Source organism: Pararhodobacter marinus, assembly GCF_003122215.1.
Taxonomy (GTDB): domain Bacteria; phylum Pseudomonadota; class Alphaproteobacteria; order Rhodobacterales; family Rhodobacteraceae; genus Pararhodobacter; species Pararhodobacter marinus.
Window position 1 is genome coordinate 304,692 of record NZ_QEYD01000002.1, and the last position, 16,421, is coordinate 321,112.

General features: G+C 65.3%; 13 protein-coding genes. 10 read left to right on the forward strand and 3 right to left on the reverse strand.

Annotation, left to right across the window (positions count from 1 at the left end; genetic code table 11):
- Positions 1–228 precede the first annotated feature (228 nt).
- The 10 genes from aptA (at position 229) to C4N9_RS04100 (ending at position 13,440) form a co-directional block, all read left to right on the forward strand.
- Positions 229–1,569 (forward strand): omega-aminotransferase AptA, encoded by a 1,341-nt coding sequence (gene aptA / locus C4N9_RS04055; protein ID WP_109532014.1) that lies wholly within the window; start codon positions 229–231, stop codon positions 1,567–1,569.
- Between the two features lie 98 nt (positions 1,570–1,667).
- On the forward strand, positions 1,668–2,918 hold the full coding sequence (locus tag C4N9_RS04060) for a Zn-dependent hydrolase (protein WP_109532015.1): 1,251 nt from the start codon (positions 1,668–1,670) through the stop codon (positions 2,916–2,918).
- Positions 2,919–3,028: 110 nt separating this feature from the next.
- Positions 3,029–3,331 (forward strand): hypothetical protein, encoded by a 303-nt coding sequence (locus C4N9_RS04065; RefSeq protein WP_109532016.1) that lies wholly within the window; start codon positions 3,029–3,031, stop codon positions 3,329–3,331.
- Positions 3,332–3,347: 16 nt separating this feature from the next.
- On the forward strand, positions 3,348–4,802 hold the full coding sequence (hydA, locus tag C4N9_RS04070; protein WP_109532017.1) for a dihydropyrimidinase: 1,455 nt from the start codon (positions 3,348–3,350) through the stop codon (positions 4,800–4,802).
- Between the two features lie 2 nt (positions 4,803–4,804).
- Positions 4,805–5,224 (forward strand): VOC family protein, encoded by a 420-nt coding sequence (locus C4N9_RS04075; RefSeq protein ID WP_109532018.1) that lies wholly within the window; start codon positions 4,805–4,807, stop codon positions 5,222–5,224.
- A 141-nt stretch (positions 5,225–5,365) separates the two neighbouring features.
- Complete coding sequence (locus C4N9_RS04080) at positions 5,366–6,187, forward strand: ABC transporter ATP-binding protein (protein WP_210403977.1); 822 nt, start codon at positions 5,366–5,368, stop codon at positions 6,185–6,187.
- Positions 6,188–6,190: 3 nt separating this feature from the next.
- Positions 6,191–7,138, forward strand: a complete 948-nt coding sequence (locus tag C4N9_RS04085; protein WP_109532019.1) for an ABC transporter permease — start codon at positions 6,191–6,193, stop codon at positions 7,136–7,138.
- A 230-nt stretch (positions 7,139–7,368) separates the two neighbouring features.
- On the forward strand, positions 7,369–8,244 hold the full coding sequence (locus C4N9_RS04090) for an ABC transporter permease (RefSeq protein WP_425440795.1): 876 nt from the start codon (positions 7,369–7,371) through the stop codon (positions 8,242–8,244).
- A gap of 44 nt (positions 8,245–8,288) precedes the next feature.
- Entirely contained in the window at positions 8,289–9,281 is a 993-nt protein-coding gene (locus C4N9_RS04095) for an ABC transporter substrate-binding protein (protein WP_109532021.1), read from the forward strand.
- A 451-nt stretch (positions 9,282–9,732) separates the two neighbouring features.
- Positions 9,733–13,440: a vitamin B12-dependent ribonucleotide reductase gene (locus tag C4N9_RS04100; protein WP_109532022.1), complete on the forward strand. Its 3,708-nt coding sequence runs from the start codon at positions 9,733–9,735 to the stop codon at positions 13,438–13,440.
- A gap of 112 nt (positions 13,441–13,552) precedes the next feature.
- On the opposite strand, the gene C4N9_RS04105 is transcribed toward C4N9_RS04100, so the two are convergent.
- The 3 genes from C4N9_RS04105 to C4N9_RS04115 all read right to left on the reverse strand — a co-directional run bounded on the left by C4N9_RS04105 (position 13,553) and on the right by C4N9_RS04115 (position 16,373).
- Positions 13,553–14,335: a hypothetical protein gene (locus C4N9_RS04105; RefSeq protein WP_146195117.1), complete on the reverse strand. Its 783-nt coding sequence runs from the start codon at positions 14,333–14,335 to the stop codon at positions 13,553–13,555.
- 108 nt (positions 14,336–14,443) lie between these two features.
- Positions 14,444–15,370 carry an ABC transporter permease gene (locus C4N9_RS04110; protein ID WP_109532024.1) on the reverse strand — a complete coding sequence of 309 codons (927 nt, stop codon included), beginning with the start codon at positions 15,368–15,370 and terminating at the stop codon, positions 14,444–14,446.
- A complete protein-coding gene (locus tag C4N9_RS04115) occupies positions 15,363–16,373 on the reverse strand; it encodes an ABC transporter permease (RefSeq protein ID WP_109532025.1) in 1,011 nt (336 codons plus the stop codon). Before C4N9_RS04115 ends, C4N9_RS04110 begins: the two co-directional genes overlap by 8 nt.
- Positions 16,374–16,421 lie beyond the last annotated feature (48 nt).

The following is a 16,421-nucleotide window of genomic DNA, read 5'->3' on the forward strand; positions in this document are numbered from 1 at the left end:
GTCTTTCAGCCGTCTGCCTGCCATCCCCCTGACGCCGCAGGAGGCCCGATTTCGCGGCACCTTGACTGGTTGGTCAGGTCTGCTAGCGTCGTTTCTGCACCGGGGCTTTGCGGCCCGGTTTCAACGAGAATAGGCAAGCGCCCCGCCAGTGACAACCCGGTGACGATCCGGCGGCCGATGCCGGGGCGTCACGGAGCCGCCGCGCCCGCGCCGACCTGGGAGACAGACATGAGCCTCGACCATACCGGCAAGCCTGCCGTGGCCCCCAACGACCTTTCGGCCTTCTGGATGCCGTTCACGGCGAACCGGCAGTTCAAAGAGAACCCCCGGATGCTGGTGGCGTCGAAGGACATGCATTACACCAGCGCCGATGGCCGCCAGATCCTGGACGGGACGGCGGGGTTGTGGTGCTGCAATGCCGGGCATTGCCGTCCGAAGATCGTCGAGGCGATCCAGCGCTCGGCGGCGGAGCTCGATTACGCGCCCGCGTTCCAGATGGGCCATCCCGCCGCGTTCGAGCTGGCCAACCGGCTGGTCGACATGGCGCCCGATGCCTTCAACCATATCTTCTTCACCAATTCCGGCTCGGAATCGGTGGATACCGCGCTGAAGATCGCGCTGGCCTATCACCGTGCGCGCGGCGAGGGGCAGCGCACCCGCCTGATCGGCCGCGAGAAGGGCTATCACGGCGTGGGCTTCGGCGGCATCTCGGTGGGTGGTCTGGTCAACAACCGGCGCGTCTTCGGCACGCTTCTGAACGGCGTCGATCACCTGCCGCATACCTACCTGCCCGAAGAAAACCGCTGGTCGAAGGGCCTGCCCGAACACGGCGCCTGGCTGGCCGAGGACCTGGAGCGCAAGATCGCGCTGCACGGCGCGGACACGATCGCCGCGGTGATCGTCGAGCCGGTGGCGGGCTCGGCGGGTGTGATCCTGCCGCCGAAGGGCTATTTGGAAAAGCTGCGCGCGATCACGAAGAAACACGGCATCCTGCTGATCTTCGACGAGGTGATCACGGGCTTCGGCCGTCTGGGCACGCCCTTTGCCGCCGATTTCTTCGGCGTGATGCCGGACATGATGACCACGGCCAAGGGCCTGACCTCGGGCACGGTGCCGATGGGGGCGGTGTTCACCACCGCCGAGGTGCACGACGCGTTCATGACCGGCCCCGAGCACATGATCGAGCTGTTCCACGGCTATACCTATTCCGGCTCGCCCATCGCCTGCGCGGCGGCGCTGGCGACGCAGGAGGTCTACCGCGAGGAGGGGCTGTTCCAGCGCACGGCCGAGATCGCGCCCTATTGGGAAGAGGCGCTGCATTCGCTGAAGGGCACGAAGCACGTCATCGACATCCGCAACCTGGGGCTCATCGGCGCGATCGAGCTGGAGCCGATCGCGGGCGAGCCCACGAAGCGCGCCTTCAGCGCGTTCCTGAAAGCCTATGAGAAGGGCATCCTGATCCGCACGACGGGCGACATCATCGCCATGTCGCCGCCGCTGATCATCGGCAAAGAGCATGTCGACCAGCTGGTCGGAACCATCAAGGACGTGCTGGAAGCGCTCGACTGACGACGACCGCGCGGCGCGGGGCCTCCCCCCGCGCCGTCGCCGCGCCACGGGGGCGACAGACCGCCGGGCCAAACTGCGAATAGCCAACAGGAGTCACCATGACCGCGCCTGCCGCGAATATGCGCATCAATCCCGACCGGCTGTGGGACAGCCTCATGGACATGGCCAAGATCGGCCCCGGCGTCGCGGGGGGAAACAACCGCCAGACGCTGACCGATGAAGACGGCGAGGGCCGTCACCTGTTCCAGCGCTGGTGCGAAGAGGCCGGGATGACCATGGGTGTCGATCAGATCGGCAACATGTTCGCCACCCGCCCGGGCGAAGATCCCGACGCGCTGCCGGTCTATATGGGCAGCCATCTGGACACCCAGCCCACGGGCGGAAAATACGACGGGGTGCTGGGGGTTCTGGGCGCGCTGGAAGCGGTGCGCACGATGAACGATCTGGGCATCCGGACCAAGCATCCCATCGTCGTCGTCAACTGGACCAACGAGGAAGGCACGCGGTTCGCGCCGGCGATGCTGGCCTCGGGCGTGTTCGCGGGCCGCCACACGCTGGACTGGGCCTATGACCGCGTGGATGCGAAGGGCAAGCGCTTTGGCGACGAGCTGGAGCGGATCGGCTGGAAGGGCGAGGAAGAGGTCGGCGCGCGCAAGATGCACGCGCTGTTCGAGCTGCATATCGAACAGGGGCCGATCCTGGAAGCCGAGGGCAAGGAGATCGGCGTCGTCACCCACGGCCAGGGTCTGCGCTGGATCGAATGCACGGTGACGGGCAAGGACAGCCATACCGGCTCGACCCCCATGCCCATGCGCAGGAATGCCGGGCGCGGGCTGGCGCTGTTGACCGAGCTGGTGCACGAGATCGCGATGAAGAACCAGCCCGGCGCGGTCGGCGCCATCGGGCATATCGACGTTTATCCCAATTCGCGCAACGTGATCCCCGGGAAGGTCGTGTTCACGGTCGATTTCCGCTCGCATCTGCCCGAGGTGCTGCACGCGATGGAGGCCGAGTTCTACGACCGCGCGCCAGGCCTGTGCGAGGAAATCGGCGTGAGCCTGTCGACGCAGGTCGTGGGCCAGTTCGAGCCGCCGGCCTTCGACGAAGGCTGCGTGGCGAAGGTCCGCGCCGCGGCCGAGCGGCTGGGCTACAGCCATATGGATATCGTGTCGGGCGCGGGCCACGATGCCTGCTGGATCAACGACCTGGCGCCCACGGCGATGGTGATGTGTCCCTGCGTGGACGGGCTGTCGCATAACGAGGCCGAGGAGATTTCGAAGGACTGGGCGGCGGCGGGAACGGATGTTCTGCTGCACGCCGTCCTCGACGCGGCGGAAGTGGTCAGCTGAAAGGGTGCGGGGGGCCAGCCCCCCGCACCCCCCGCCGGGAGGGTTTTCCACCCTCCCGGACCCTCCCGGAGGATATTTAGAGAACAAAGATGGCAACAGGCGCAGCGGCCATGGCAGTTCAGATCGACGCCCTGATCGAGGCGGAGATCGCGGGGTTCGATGCCTCGTCGCGCGCAGGGGCCATGACGCTGCGGGACTTTCAGGCGCGGCGGGTAAAGCGGCATCGGGCGATCACCGTCAACTTCTCGGGCGGGATCACGCAGACCTGCTGGACGGTGGTACGCTCGGACGGGTGTTACAGCGTCCTCTACGTGCCGCGCGCGGGCTGTTTCGCGCTTTGCGTGGACAGCGATTTCGGACCTTTAGACATCGGGGTGCACGGGCCGGCCCTGGCCTGTTTCGCCTCGGTATGAACCAACAGGAGAGACCATGAGCACCGTCATCAGGAACGGCACCATCGTTACCGCGGATCTGACCTATTCGGCGGATGTCCTGATCGAGGATGGCGTGATCATCGAGATCGGCAAGGGGCTGAAAGGGGATACCGAGCTGGACGCCACGGGCTGCTACGTGATGCCCGGCGGGATCGATCCGCATACCCATCTGGAAATGCCCTTCATGGGCACCTATTCCACCGACGATTTCGAGAGCGGCACGCGCGCGGCCCTGGCGGGCGGCACGACGATGGTCGTCGATTTCGCGCTGCCAAGCCCCGGACAGGGGCTGATGGACGCGCTGCAGATGTGGGACAACAAGTCGACCCGCGCCAATTGCGATTACAGCTTCCACATGGCCGTCACCTGGTGGAGCGAGCAGGTTTTCAACGAGATGGAAACCGTGGTGCGCGAGCGCGGCATCAACACCTTCAAGCATTTCATGGCCTACAAGGGCGCGCTGATGGTGAATGACGACGAGATGTACGCGTCGTTCAGCCGTCTGGCCGAGCTGGGCGGCATCGCCATGGTCCATGCCGAGAATGGCGACGTGGTGGCCGAGATGACCGCGAAGCTGCTGGCGGCCGGCAATGCCGGCCCCGAGGCGCATGCCTATTCGCGCCCCTCCCAGGTCGAGGGCGAGGCCACGAACCGCGCGATCATGATCGCCGACATGGCGGGCGTGCCCCTCTATGTCGTGCATACCTCGTGCGAGGAGGCGCATGAAGCCATTCGCCGGGCCAAGCAGAACGGCAAGCGGGTCTGGGGCGAGCCGCTGATCCAGCACCTGACGCTGGATGAGAGCGAGTATTTCAACCCGGACTGGGACCATGCGGCGCGCCGCGTGATGTCGCCGCCCTTCCGCAACAAGAAGCATCAGGACAGCCTGTGGGCCGGTCTGCAGGCGGGCACGCTGTCTTGCGTGGCGACCGACCATTGCGCCTTCACCACCGATCAGAAACGCTATGGTGTCGGCGATTTCTCGAAGATCCCGAATGGCACGGGCGGGTTGGAAGACCGCATGCCGATGCTCTGGACGCAGGGGGTCAATACCGGGCGTCTGACGATGAACGAATTCGTGGCCGTGACCTCGACCAACATCGCGAAGATCATGAACATGTACCCCAAGAAGGGCGCGGTGCTGGTGGGGGCGGATGCCGATCTGGTGGTCTGGGACCCCGCGAAATCGAAGACGATCAGCGCATCCAGCCAGCAATCGGCCATCGATTACAACGTGTTCGAGGGGTTCGAGGTGAAGGGCCTGCCGCGCTTCACGCTGACGCGCGGGCAGGTGGCCGTGCATGACGGCGAGATCCGCACCGAGGAAGGCCATGGCAAATTCGTCAAGCGCGAGCCCAACGGGTCGGTCTCGAAGGCGCTGTCGACGTGGAAAGAGCTGACCTCGCCGCGCCCGGTCGAGCGCTCGGGCATCCCGGCGACGGGCGTGTGACGATGACGGCAAGGTTGAACGGCATTCTCGAGGCGGCGGTCTATGTCGATGATCTCGACGCCACCGAGCGGTTCTATTCGGGGGTGCTGGGCCTGCCGGTCGTCGTGCGCAAGGACGGGCGCCACGCCTTCTTTCGCGCCGGCGACAGCATTGTGCTGACCTTCATCGCCGAGGCCACGCGCGAGGTCGATCCGACCTCGCCGCTGCCGGTGCCGCCGCATGGCGCGACGGGGCCGGGGCATCTGTGCTTTGCCGCCGATGCCGCGCAGCTCGACCATTGGGCGAAAACCCTGCCCGAGGCCGGTGTGCCGATCGAGGCGGATTTCAACTGGCCCAATGGCGCGCGCTCGATTTATGTGCGCGACCCGGCGGGAAACAGCATCGAGTTCGCGGAACCCAAGCTTTGGGCCGAGGGGGATTGATCCACGCGCGCGGGACTTTGTCCTGCGCGGAAGGCTGTGGCAGCATCGGGCTTCGGGGCGCGCGGGCGGGTTTGGGACGCAGCGCGCGCCCCCCCGGGCCGAACAGAACAAAAGAACAGGGACGGACAGGATGGGATCAACATGGCGATGACGGACGCAACGACGGCCCGCGCTGAAGGAGCGTCCGCCGCGGTGATCGAGGCGAAGGGTCTCAATCTGACCTTCGAGACCAATGACGGGCCGGTTCACGCGCTCAAGGACGTGGATCTGACGATCCGCAAGGGCGAATTCGTCAGTTTCATCGGTCCCTCGGGCTGCGGCAAGACCACGTTCCTGCGCACCATCGCGGATCTGGAATCGCCCACCGGCGGCACGCTCAGCGTGAACGGCATGACGCCCGAAGAGGCCCGCAAGGCGCGCGCTTACGGATATGTCTTTCAGGCCGCGGGTCTGTATCCTTGGCGCACGATCGAGGCGAATGTGCGCCTGCCCTTGGAAATCATGGGCTATTCCCGGCAGGATCAGTCCGCGCGGGTGCGCGAGGTTCTGGAACTGGTCGAGCTGTCGGGGTTCGAGAAGAAATTCCCGTGGCAATTGTCGGGCGGTATGCAGCAGCGCGCCTCGATCGCGCGGGCGCTGGCCTTCGACGCCGATATCCTGCTGATGGACGAACCCTTCGGGGCGCTCGACGAGATCGTGCGCGACCGGCTGAACGAGGAATTGCTGAAGCTCTGGGCGCGCACGCACAAGACCATCGGATTTGTCACCCACTCGATCCCCGAGGCGGTCTACCTGTCCACCAAGATCGTGGTGATGAGCCCGCGTCCCGGGCGGATCACCGACGTGATCGAATCGACCCTGCCCGCCGAGCGGCCGCTCGATATCCGCGACAGCCCGGAATTCATCGCCATCGCCCACCGCGTCCGCGAAGGGCTGCGGGCGGGTTACGAGGACAATGTCTGAGCCATGCGCAAACGGTTTCCGGCTCTTGGCCCCGTCCTTGTCGTCGTCGCGGTGATCCTTGCGATCTGGTATGTCGCCGTGATCCCGATGAACGCGAAATGGGAATACGATCAGGCCGCGCGCGCGGGGCAAGAGCTGCCCTTCGGCGAGATGGTCGCGCGGACCATGGCGCAGGATCGCCCGGTTCTGCCCGCACCGCATCAGGTGGTGATCGGCGTCTACGAGCAGACCGTGGGCTGCGATGCTGTCGGGCGCCGGATGTGCCGCGAGACGACGCCGCTGACGCTGCAGGGCTTCGGCGAGCGGATCGCCGCGTCCTTCACCTCGAACCGCAGCCTGATCTACCATGCCGGGATCACGCTCAGCGCGACGCTTCTGGGCTTTCTGATCGGCACCGGCGGCGGGATCCTGCTGGCGATCGGGATCGTCTATAACCGGGCCGCCGATGCGTCGGTCATGCCCTGGGCGATTGCCAGCCAGACGATTCCGATCATCGCGCTGGCGCCGATGATCATCGTGGTGCTCAATTCCATCGGCATCTCGGGGCTGATCCCCAAGGCGATCATCGCCGCCTATCTCAGCTTCTTCCCGGTCGTCGTCGGCATGGTGAAGGGGCTGCGGGCGCCCGATGCGATGCAGCTCGACCTGATGAAGACCTATTCCGCCCCGGGGCGCGACATCTTCGCCAAGCTCCGGCTGCCGATGTCGATGCCCTATCTCTTCGCCTCGCTGAAGATCGGCATCGCGGCGGCGCTGGTCGGCACCATCGTCGGTGAATTGCCGGTGCAGCAGGGCGGGCTGGGCGTGCGGCTTCTGTCAGGCAGCTATTACGGCCAGACGATCCAGATCTGGGCCGCGCTTCTGGTCGCGGCGATTCTGGCGGCGGGGCTCGTGGGCATTGTCGGCCTGATCGAGCGGCGGGTGCTCAAACGAATGGGGATGGCGGCATGAACGGGCTTTTCGCAATCGGCGGTGGCTATCTGCGCGTGCTGTTCTCGCTCGCGGTGCTGCTGACCTGCTGGCTGGAACGCGGGGCAGGGGCGCAGCCCACCGATCCGGTCTGCTGGGTGCTGGTGGGCGCGGCGGTGCTGGCCTGGCTCTATGACGAGCTGCCCGAGGGCGCAGCACGCGTCGTGCTGACCCTGGCGCTCGGCGCGGCGCTGGTCTTTGCCGGGCTGGAACTGGCCGCCGCGCAAACCGGGGGCGAGGGCCCGGCCTTCTGGGCGGGCTTCGTCGCGGTCTGGCTGGGGGCCTGGGTTCTGGTGGCCTTCGTGGCCGAACTGCCGCAGAAATCCGGCCTTGCGGCGCTGGCCGCGCCGCTCATCTTCGGCGCGACAATCCTGTGGGCCTGGGAGACGGCGGTGCACGGGCTGAATGTGCCGCGCGTGATCCTGCCCGCGCCCAGCGAGATCGCCGAACGGCTGGTCAATTCCACGGATACGCTCTGGACCGATCTGGTGCAGACCTTCGGGCGCGGCGCGCTGTCGGGCTTTGTCATCGGCTGCGGCTCTGCCTTCCTGTTCGCGCTGGTGGTCGACCGCTACCCGTTCCTGCGCCGGGGCCTTCTGCCGGTCGGCAACTTCCTGGCCGCTTTGCCGATCATCGGCACGGCGCCCATTTTCGTGATGTGGTTCGGCTTCGACTGGCCGTCGAAAGCGGCGGTCGTGGTGGCGATGGTGTTCTTTCCCATGCTGGTCAACACCGTGCAGGGGCTGGCCGCCACCGACAGCATGCAGCGCGACCTGATGCGGACCTATTCGGCCAGCTGGTGGCAGACGCTGATCCGCCTGCGGCTGCCGGCGGCGATGCCTTTCGTTTTCAACGGGCTCAAAATTTGTGCCACTCTGGCCCTGATCGGGGCGATCGTAGCCGAGTTCTTCGGCTCGCCCACCTATGGAATGGGCTTCCGTATTTCCACCGAGGTCGGGCGCTTGCAGCTTCCGATGGTGTGGGCAGAAATCGCCGTGGCCGCGGCCCTCGGGTCGGCGTTCTATGGCGTCTGGGCTCTGCTCGAACGGCGGGTGACCTTCTGGCACCCCTCGCAGCGCGGCAGATAAGACCGGTCCCGCAAAAGGGGCCGACAACAAGGAGGTTGAGAACCATGAAGAAGATTACCCTTGCCGGTTTCGTATCGGCCCTCGCCCTGACCGCCGGCATGGCGCAGGCGCAGGACGCGGTGACGCTGCAGCTGAAATGGGTCACGCAGGCCCAGTTCGCGGGCTATTACGTCGCGCTTGAGAACGGCTATTACGAGGAAGCCGGGCTCGACGTGACGATCCTGCCGGGCGGTCCCGACATCGCGCCGGTGCAGGTGCTGATGGGCGGCGGCGCCGATGTGATGGTCGACTGGATGCCCTCGGCGCTGGCCGCGCGCGAGCAGGGCGCCCCGGTCGTGAACATCGCCCAGCCCTTCACCCGGTCGGGCATGATGCTGACCTGTCTGGCCGAATCGGGCATCACCTCGCCCGAGGATTTCCCGGGCCGCACGCTGGGCGTCTGGTTCTTCGGCAACGAATACCCGTTCCTGTCGTGGATGGCGCATCTGGGCATTCCGACCGAGGGCGGCGAGGACGGTGTCGAGGTCCTGCGTCAGGGCTTCAACGTCGATCCGCTGCTGCAGGGGCAGGCCGACTGCATCTCGACCATGACCTACAACGAATACTGGCAGGTCATCGACGCGGGCATCACCGAGGATCAACTGATCACCTTCAAATACGAAGACCAGGGCGTCGCCACGCTCGAAGACGGTCTCTATGTGCTTGAAGAGAACCTCGAGGATCCGGCCTTCGTCGACCGCATGGCGCGGTTTGTCGCGGCGTCGATGCGCGGCTGGGAATGGGCGGCCGAGAACCCCGAGGAAGCGGCCGAGATCGTGCTGGATAACGACCAGACCGGCGCCCAGACGCTGGAGCATCAGGTCCGCATGATGGGCGAGGTCGCGCTGCTGACCGAAGGCTCGACCGGCGTGCTGGACGAGGAAGCCTATGAGCGCACCGTAGCCACGCTGCTGGGCGGCGGCTCTGACCCGGTGATCACCGCCGAGCCCGAAGGCGCCTGGACCCATGCCGTCACGGATGCCATGACCGCCGAGTGAGGCTTTCCTGCATCACCGTTGCAAGACAACCGGGGCCCCGCGCGGGCCCCGGATTTTTTTCGCCCGGCGCAGGGATGAGAGATTCGGTCGGCAAGCGGGCCGAAACACTGGTAAACAAAAGGGCGCCCGATCGTGAATCGGTGCACCCCTTGTGGGCACTTCCCGGGTCAAGCGCAAAATCCGGTGCCCGGTGCAAAGAATCGCGTTGACCATCCCTGCCAATTTGCTGCAAGTTGTATGGGCCGACAACAGGGCCACTAGATATAGTAAGGCTCGCCGAGGCAGGGACAGACCGAGCAGAATCGCAGCCGCTACCGGGATTCCGGAGCAATCGGCGCACGGACAGGTGCGCCGAGCGAGAGGATATGTCGAGAGTTCCAGCCAACCGCGGGCGCGTTCGTGCCGCCGTCCTGTTGTCACTATCATTCTTAGGACACAGGGGACCGGGCCTATGAAAATCGAGCGCAAATTCACGACCGAAGGCAAGGACGCCTACGCGGCTCTCGCCTTCACGACCACCGTATCGGAGATTCGCAATCCCGACGGCAAGATCGTGTTCCGCAACGATCAGGTCGAAGTCCCGCAGGGCTGGTCGCAGGTTGCCTCGGACGTCATCGCCCAGAAATACTTCCGCAAGGCCGGTGTCCCCGCCCGCCTGAAAAAGGTCTCGGAAAAGGGCGTGCCCGAATTCCTGTGGCGCTCGGTCCCCGACGAGAAAGCGCTGGCCGAGCTGCCCGAGGACGAGCGTTTCACCGGCGAGACCTCGGCCAAGCAGGTCTTCGACCGCCTGGCCGGCGCCTGGGCCTATTGGGGCTGGAAGGGCGGCTACTTCTCGACCGAAGCCGACGCGCAGGCCTATTTCGACGAGATGCGGGTGATGCTGGCGCGCCAGATGGCCGCGCCGAACTCGCCGCAATGGTTCAACACGGGCCTGCACTGGGCTTACGGCATTGATGGCCCGTCGCAGGGTCACTTCTACGTCGACCCCTTCACCCACAAGCTGGTGAAATCGAAGTCGAGCTATGAACACCCGCAGCCCCACGCCTGCTTCATCCAGTCCGTCAGCGACGATCTGGTGAACGAGGGCGGGATCATGGACCTGTGGGTTCGCGAAGCGCGGCTGTTCAAATACGGCTCGGGCACCGGCACCAACTTCTCCAGCCTGCGGGCCGAGGGCGAGAAGCTCTCGGGCGGCGGCAAGTCGTCGGGTCTGATGGGTTTCCTGAAGATCGGCGACCGCGCGGCAGGCGCGATCAAGTCAGGCGGCACCACGCGCCGCGCGGCGAAGATGGTGATCATCGACATGGATCACCCCGATATCGAGGACTTCATCAACTGGAAGGTCATCGAAGAGCAGAAGGTGGCTTCGCTGGTCGCCGGCTCGAAGGCGCATGAAGCGCGCCTGAACGAGATCTTCGACGCGATCCGCACCTGGGACGGCTCGTCCGAGGACGCCGTCGATCCGGCGAAGAATCCGACGCTCAAGGCGGCGATCCGCTCGGCCAAGAAGGCGATGATCCCCGACACCTATACCAACCGCGTGCTGCAATACGCGCGTCAGGGCTATACCTCGATCGAGTTCCCGACCTACGACACCGACTGGGATTCCGAAGCCTATGTCTCGGTCTCGGGCCAGAACTCGAACAACTCGGTCCGCGTGACCGACGCCTTCCTGAAGGCCGTCAAGGAAGACGCGCCGTGGGAATTGCTGCAGCGCACCGACGGCAAGGTCGCCAAGACCGTCTCGGCGCGCGAGCTCTGGGATCAGGTCGGCCATGCCGCCTGGGCCTGCGCCGATCCCGGCATCCAGTTCCACGACACGGTCAACGCCTGGCATACCTGCCCGGAAGACGGCGCGATCCGCGGCTCGAACCCGTGCTCGGAATACATGTTCCTCGATGATACGGCCTGCAACCTGGCCTCGATGAACCTGCTGAAATTCTTCGACGGCCAGAAATTCGACGCCGAAGCCTATATCCACGCCTCGCGCCTGTGGACCATCACGCTGGAAATCTCGGTGATGATGGCGCAGTTCCCGTCCAAGGAAATCGCGCAGCGTTCGTACGATTACCGCACGCTGGGTCTGGGCTATGCCAATATCGGCGGCCTGCTGATGAACATGGGCTTCGGCTATGACAGCGACGAGGGCCGCGCGCTGGCCGGTGCGCTGACCGCGATCATGACGGGCGTGAGCTATGCCACCTCGGCCGAGATGGCCGCCGAGCTGGGCGCCTTCCCGGGCTATGCCCGCAACCGCCAGCACATGCTGCGCGTGATCCGCAACCACCGCCGTGCGGCGCATGGCCTGACCGATTTCGAAGACGTCAACGTCACGCCCGTTCTGCTTGACGCGGCCAATTGCCCCGATGCCTCGCTGGTCGCTCTGGCCCGCTCGGCCTGGGATGAAGCGCTGGCGCTGGGGGAACAGCACGGCTACCGCAACGCGCAGGCTACCGTCATTGCGCCCACCGGCACGATCGGTCTGGTCATGGATTGCGACACGACCGGCATCGAGCCCGATTTCGCGCTGGTGAAGTTCAAGAAACTGGCCGGCGGCGGCTATTTCAAGATCATCAACCAGTCGGTCCCCGCCGCGCTGACGAAACTGGGCTACAAACCCAGCCAGATCGAGGAAATCGTCGCCTATGCCGTGGGACATGGCACGATCGGTCAGGCGCCGGGCATCAACCACACCGCGCTGATCGGGCACGGCTTCGGCCCGGCCGAGATCAAGAAGGTCGAAACCGCGCTGGCCACGGCCTTTGACATCCGCTTCGTGTTCAACCAGTGGACGCTGGGCGAGGAATTCTGCCGCGAGACGCTGGGCATCCCGCAGGCCAAGCTCAATGATCCGTCCTTCGACCTGCTCAAGCATCTGGGCTTCACCAAGGCGCAGGTCGAAGCTGCCAACGATCACGTGCTGGGCACGATGACGCTGGAAGGCGCGCCGCATCTGAAGCCCGAGCATTACGCGGTCTTCGACTGCGCCAATGCCTGCGGCAAGAAGGGCAAGCGATACCTGTCGGTCGACAGCCATATCCGCATGATGGCGGCGGCGCAGAGCTTCATCTCGGGCGCGATCTCGAAGACGATCAACATGCCGAACTCGGCCACGATCGACGAGACCCTGGCAGCCTACGAGCTGTCCTGGTCGCTGGGGATCAAGGCCAACGCGCTTTATCGCGACGGCTCGAAACTGTCGCAGCCGCTGGCCTCGGCGCTGATCGAGGATGACGAGGAAGCCGAAGAGATCCTCGCCAACGGCTCGCTGCAGGAAAAAGCGGCGGTGATCGCCGAGAAGATCGTCGAGAAGGTGATCGTCAAGGAAATTGCTCGCGGTCGCGAAAAGCTGCCCGAGCGCCGCAAGGGCTATACCCAGAAAGCCATCGTCGGCGGCCACAAGGTCTATCTGCGCACCGGCGAATACGGCGACGGGCGTCTGGGCGAGATCTTCATCGACATGCACAAGGAAGGCGCGGGCTTCCGGGCGATGATGAACAACTTCGCCATCGCAGTGTCCGTGGGCCTGCAATACGGCGTGCCGCTGGAGGAATTCGTGGACGCCTTCACCTTCACCCGGTTCGAACCGGCGGGCATGGTGCAGGGCAACGAGGCGATCAAGAACGCGACCTCGATCCTGGATTACATCTTCCGCGAGCTGGCGATCTCGTATCTCGACCGCACGGATCTGGCGCATGTGAAACCTTCGGGCGCGTCGTTCGACGACCTGGGTTCGGGGGACAAGGAAGGCCAGAAGAACGTGAGCCCGGTCTCGGACGACGCGGCCTCGCGCGGGCTGGAAGTGCTGCGCCAGATCTCGTCGACCGGGTATCTGCGCAAGCGCCTGCCGCAGGAGCTGGTGGTGCTGCAGGGCGGGTCGTCGTCGGTGAGCGCGGTCTCCTCGGTCCAGCCTCTGGCCCGGACCGCCGACGGCACCATGGCGCCGCAACCGATCCCGCCGCTGGGCGGCGTTTCGATCGCCGCGCGGACGGAAACCTCGGTCGAGGCGGTCTCGGCAATGGGGATGGATGCGCGCACCAAGGCCCGGATGCAGGGCTACGAGGGCGATCCCTGCGGCGAGTGCGGCAACTACACGCTGGTGCGTAACGGCACCTGCATGAAGTGCAACACCTGCGGCTCGACGAGCGGTTGTAGCTGATCCCGGCGCCCAAGGCCGGAGAGGCGCAAAGGGCCGGGGGTAACCCCGGCCCTTCCTGATTGTCAGCCGATGATCGTCAGGGCAGGCGGCTAGGTGCCAGCCCGTGGGGCGATCAGTCCCCGACCGACACGGACAGGCCGCCGCTGCCCAGCGACACGCCGACACCGTCCTCGCCGCCGATGCCGGCATTGATGCCGCCATCGTTGTCCGACCCGTCGCCGGTGCCACCGCCGCCTATATCGGCGTTGATCCCGCCGGTATTGTTGCTGGCGGTGCCTTCGCCAAGACCGACATTGATCCCGCCGCTATTGTCCGACCCGGCATCCGAGCCGACGCCGGCATTGATCCCGCCGTCATTGTCGGACGCGGCCTCCGTCCCGACACCGACATTCACGCCGCCGTCGTTCGACTGGGCAGCGCCTTCGCCGATTCCGACATTGATGCCGTCGCCGCCCGCGGTGACGCTGATCGTGCCATCGCCGTCATCAGCGCCGTCACCGTCGCCATCGCCCTCACCGTCACCATCTCCCGGAGAGTCGGGATCGGGCGACTCGGGGTCGGTGCCGGGCGGTGTTCCGGGCTCGCCGGCATCCGCGAAGATGTTCTCGCATTCGCCGTCGAGAACCATTTGCAGCTGTTCCGGCGTCAGATCGCGGGCCGAGCGTTCACAAAAGGCCGCCCCTTGAGCGAGCGCCGCGCCAGGAAGGCTCGCGCCGGCAACAATGAGGGCCAAAACTATGGAATTGTTACGTTTCATGGTCAGTCTCCTCTCTCGGTAGGTCGCCGCGGTGGAAAATGCGGCTACACTTGGTAAACGATTCCGGTGGCAGAACAGTTTCAAAAAACGTCCCAGAGTTGAGTGCTGCCCCGCCGCATGGGGCAGTTCGTCAGACATTCGGAAAGGGCCGGGCGCGGCATATTGGGATGCCCCCGGGGAGACGAAAAAAGGAGGGCTCGCGCCCTCCTGATATCGCTGACTGTGTTGCCGGCCGGGAACCTCGGGTCAGCGCCCGCGGATGCGCGGGTCCAGCGCGTCGCGCAAACCGTCGCCGATATAGTTCACGCTGAGCACCGTGAGAGAGATGAACACGCCCGGCAGCATCGCCCGCGAGGGATATTGCTGCAGGTAGTCGATCCCGTCATTGACCAGCCGCCCCCAGGTGGGGAAATCGGGCGGAAAGCCCAGCCCCAGGAAGCTGAGGGCGCTTTCGGTGATGATGGCGGTCGCGATCATCAGCGTGGCCGAGACCATCACCGGCGACAGCACGTTGGGCACCACATGGCGCAGGATCAGCCGTCGCGGCGGCGTGCCGATGGATCGCGCGGCGAGAACGTATTCGCGTTCCTTCAGCGCCAGCACATCCCCGCGCACGACCCGCGCGGTGGGCATCCAGGACGTGATGCCGATCGCCGTCACGATGAGCAGGAACATCCCCGTCTCGACCCCGAAAGCGGCCGAGAGCGGCTGGCGGAACAGCATCGACATGACCAGCAGCAGCGGCAGCAGGGGCAGGGCGAGGAACAGGTCGGTCATCCGCATCAGAAGCCCGTCGATGCGGCGGAAATAGCCCGCCAGCACCCCGATCCCGGTGCCGATCAGCATCGCCAGGGCCATCGCCACGATCCCCACGGCCAGCGAGACCTGACCGCCCGACATCATCCGCGCCATGATGTCCCGTCCCAGCTGATCGGTGCCAAAGGGATGCGCCCAGCTCATGCCCTGATTGCGGGAGCGGATGTCGATATAGGTCGCATCATAGGGCCAGACGAGCGGCCCGACGAAGCAGAAGATCACGATCGCCAGGAACACGACAGAGCCTGCCAGCGCGCCGCGATGGATCTTGAACTGGTCCCAGACATCCCACCATTGGTTGCGCGGCGGGCGGATCCGGGCGGTCTCCGGGGAGGGGGGCGTTGCAGCGTCAGTCATAGCGGATCCTCGGGTCGAAGACGGCATAGAGCAGGTCGGCGATCAGGTTGAACACCACGATCAGGATCGCGAAGACGACCGACAACGTCAGGACCATGGGAATATCGGTGGCATAGATCGCCGTGATCAGAAGCTGGCCCAGCCCGTTCACGCGGAAGATCTGCTCGGTGATGATGGCGCCGGTAAAGATCTGCGGGATACCCAGCGCGATCACCGTGATGACCGGGATCATCGAATTGCGCAGCACATGGACCAGCACCACGACACGCTCGGTCAGGCCCTTGGCGCGGGCGGTGCGGACGCAATCCTGCGTCAGGTTGTCCAGCATGGAGGCGCGCATGAAGCGGGTGATCTGCGCCGCGTTGTACAGGGTCAGCACGAAAACCGGCATCGCCATCTGCCGCATCTGCAGCGCGAAATCGTACCAGCTGTCGACCACCAGCGTGGTGTCGTAGATGATCGGGAACCAGCCCAGCCAGATCGAGAAGATCAGGATCAGAAGCGGTCCGGTGAAGAAGGTGGGCAGCGAGAAGCCGACCATCGACACGAAGGTTCCGGCCTGGTCGAACCACGAATACTGGCGATAGGCCGAATAGATGCCGATCGGCAGCGAGACGAGGATGCCGAACAGATAGCTCAGCCCGACCACCCAGAGCGTCTGCGGCAGGCGCTGCGCGATGATGTCGCCCACCGGCGAACGGGTCTGGAACGAGATGATGCGCTGGCCGTCGATGGCGAGGTTCTCAAGCCCGGTGATGCTGGCCAGCACATGGCTGGGTTCGACCACCGAAAACAGGTAGAGCCATTTGAAGAAGCGGGTATACCACGGCTCGCCCAGTCCCAGCGCCAGGCGCATCTGCTCGCGGATCTCGGGCGGGATCGTCAGCGGCATGTCCGCCATCGGATCGCCCGGCGACAATTCGAGCAGCAGGAAGATGACGAGGGCGATGAACAGAAGCGTCGGGATCGCCAGCAGCAATCGTCGCATCGTGTAATTGAACATCGAAGACGGCGCCTTTGGTCAGGGGGGCGTGGCGGGCTTTGCCTGCGT

Excerpts from the sequence above, each read along its gene's own strand:
- aptA (WP_109532014.1), top strand. The coding sequence starts at position 229 with ATGAGCCTCGACCATACCGGCAAGCCTGCCGTGGCCCCCAACGACCTT.
- C4N9_RS04060 (WP_109532015.1), top strand. The coding sequence starts at position 1,668 with ATGACCGCGCCTGCCGCGAATATGCGCATCAATCCCGACCGGCTGTGG.
- C4N9_RS04065 (WP_109532016.1), top strand. The coding sequence starts at position 3,029 with ATGGCAGTTCAGATCGACGCCCTGATCGAGGCGGAGATCGCGGGGTTC.
- hydA (WP_109532017.1), top strand. The coding sequence starts at position 3,348 with ATGAGCACCGTCATCAGGAACGGCACCATCGTTACCGCGGATCTGACC.
- C4N9_RS04075 (WP_109532018.1), top strand. The coding sequence starts at position 4,805 with ATGACGGCAAGGTTGAACGGCATTCTCGAGGCGGCGGTCTATGTCGAT.
- C4N9_RS04080 (WP_210403977.1), top strand. The coding sequence starts at position 5,366 with ATGGCGATGACGGACGCAACGACGGCCCGCGCTGAAGGAGCGTCCGCC.
- C4N9_RS04085 (WP_109532019.1), top strand. The coding sequence starts at position 6,191 with ATGCGCAAACGGTTTCCGGCTCTTGGCCCCGTCCTTGTCGTCGTCGCG.
- C4N9_RS04095 (WP_109532021.1), top strand. The coding sequence starts at position 8,289 with ATGAAGAAGATTACCCTTGCCGGTTTCGTATCGGCCCTCGCCCTGACC.
- C4N9_RS04100 (WP_109532022.1), top strand. The coding sequence starts at position 9,733 with ATGAAAATCGAGCGCAAATTCACGACCGAAGGCAAGGACGCCTACGCG.
- C4N9_RS04105 (WP_146195117.1), bottom strand. The coding sequence starts at position 14,335 with ATGTCTGACGAACTGCCCCATGCGGCGGGGCAGCACTCAACTCTGGGA.
- C4N9_RS04110 (WP_109532024.1), bottom strand. The coding sequence starts at position 15,370 with ATGACTGACGCTGCAACGCCCCCCTCCCCGGAGACCGCCCGGATCCGC.
- C4N9_RS04115 (WP_109532025.1), bottom strand. The coding sequence starts at position 16,373 with ATGTTCAATTACACGATGCGACGATTGCTGCTGGCGATCCCGACGCTT.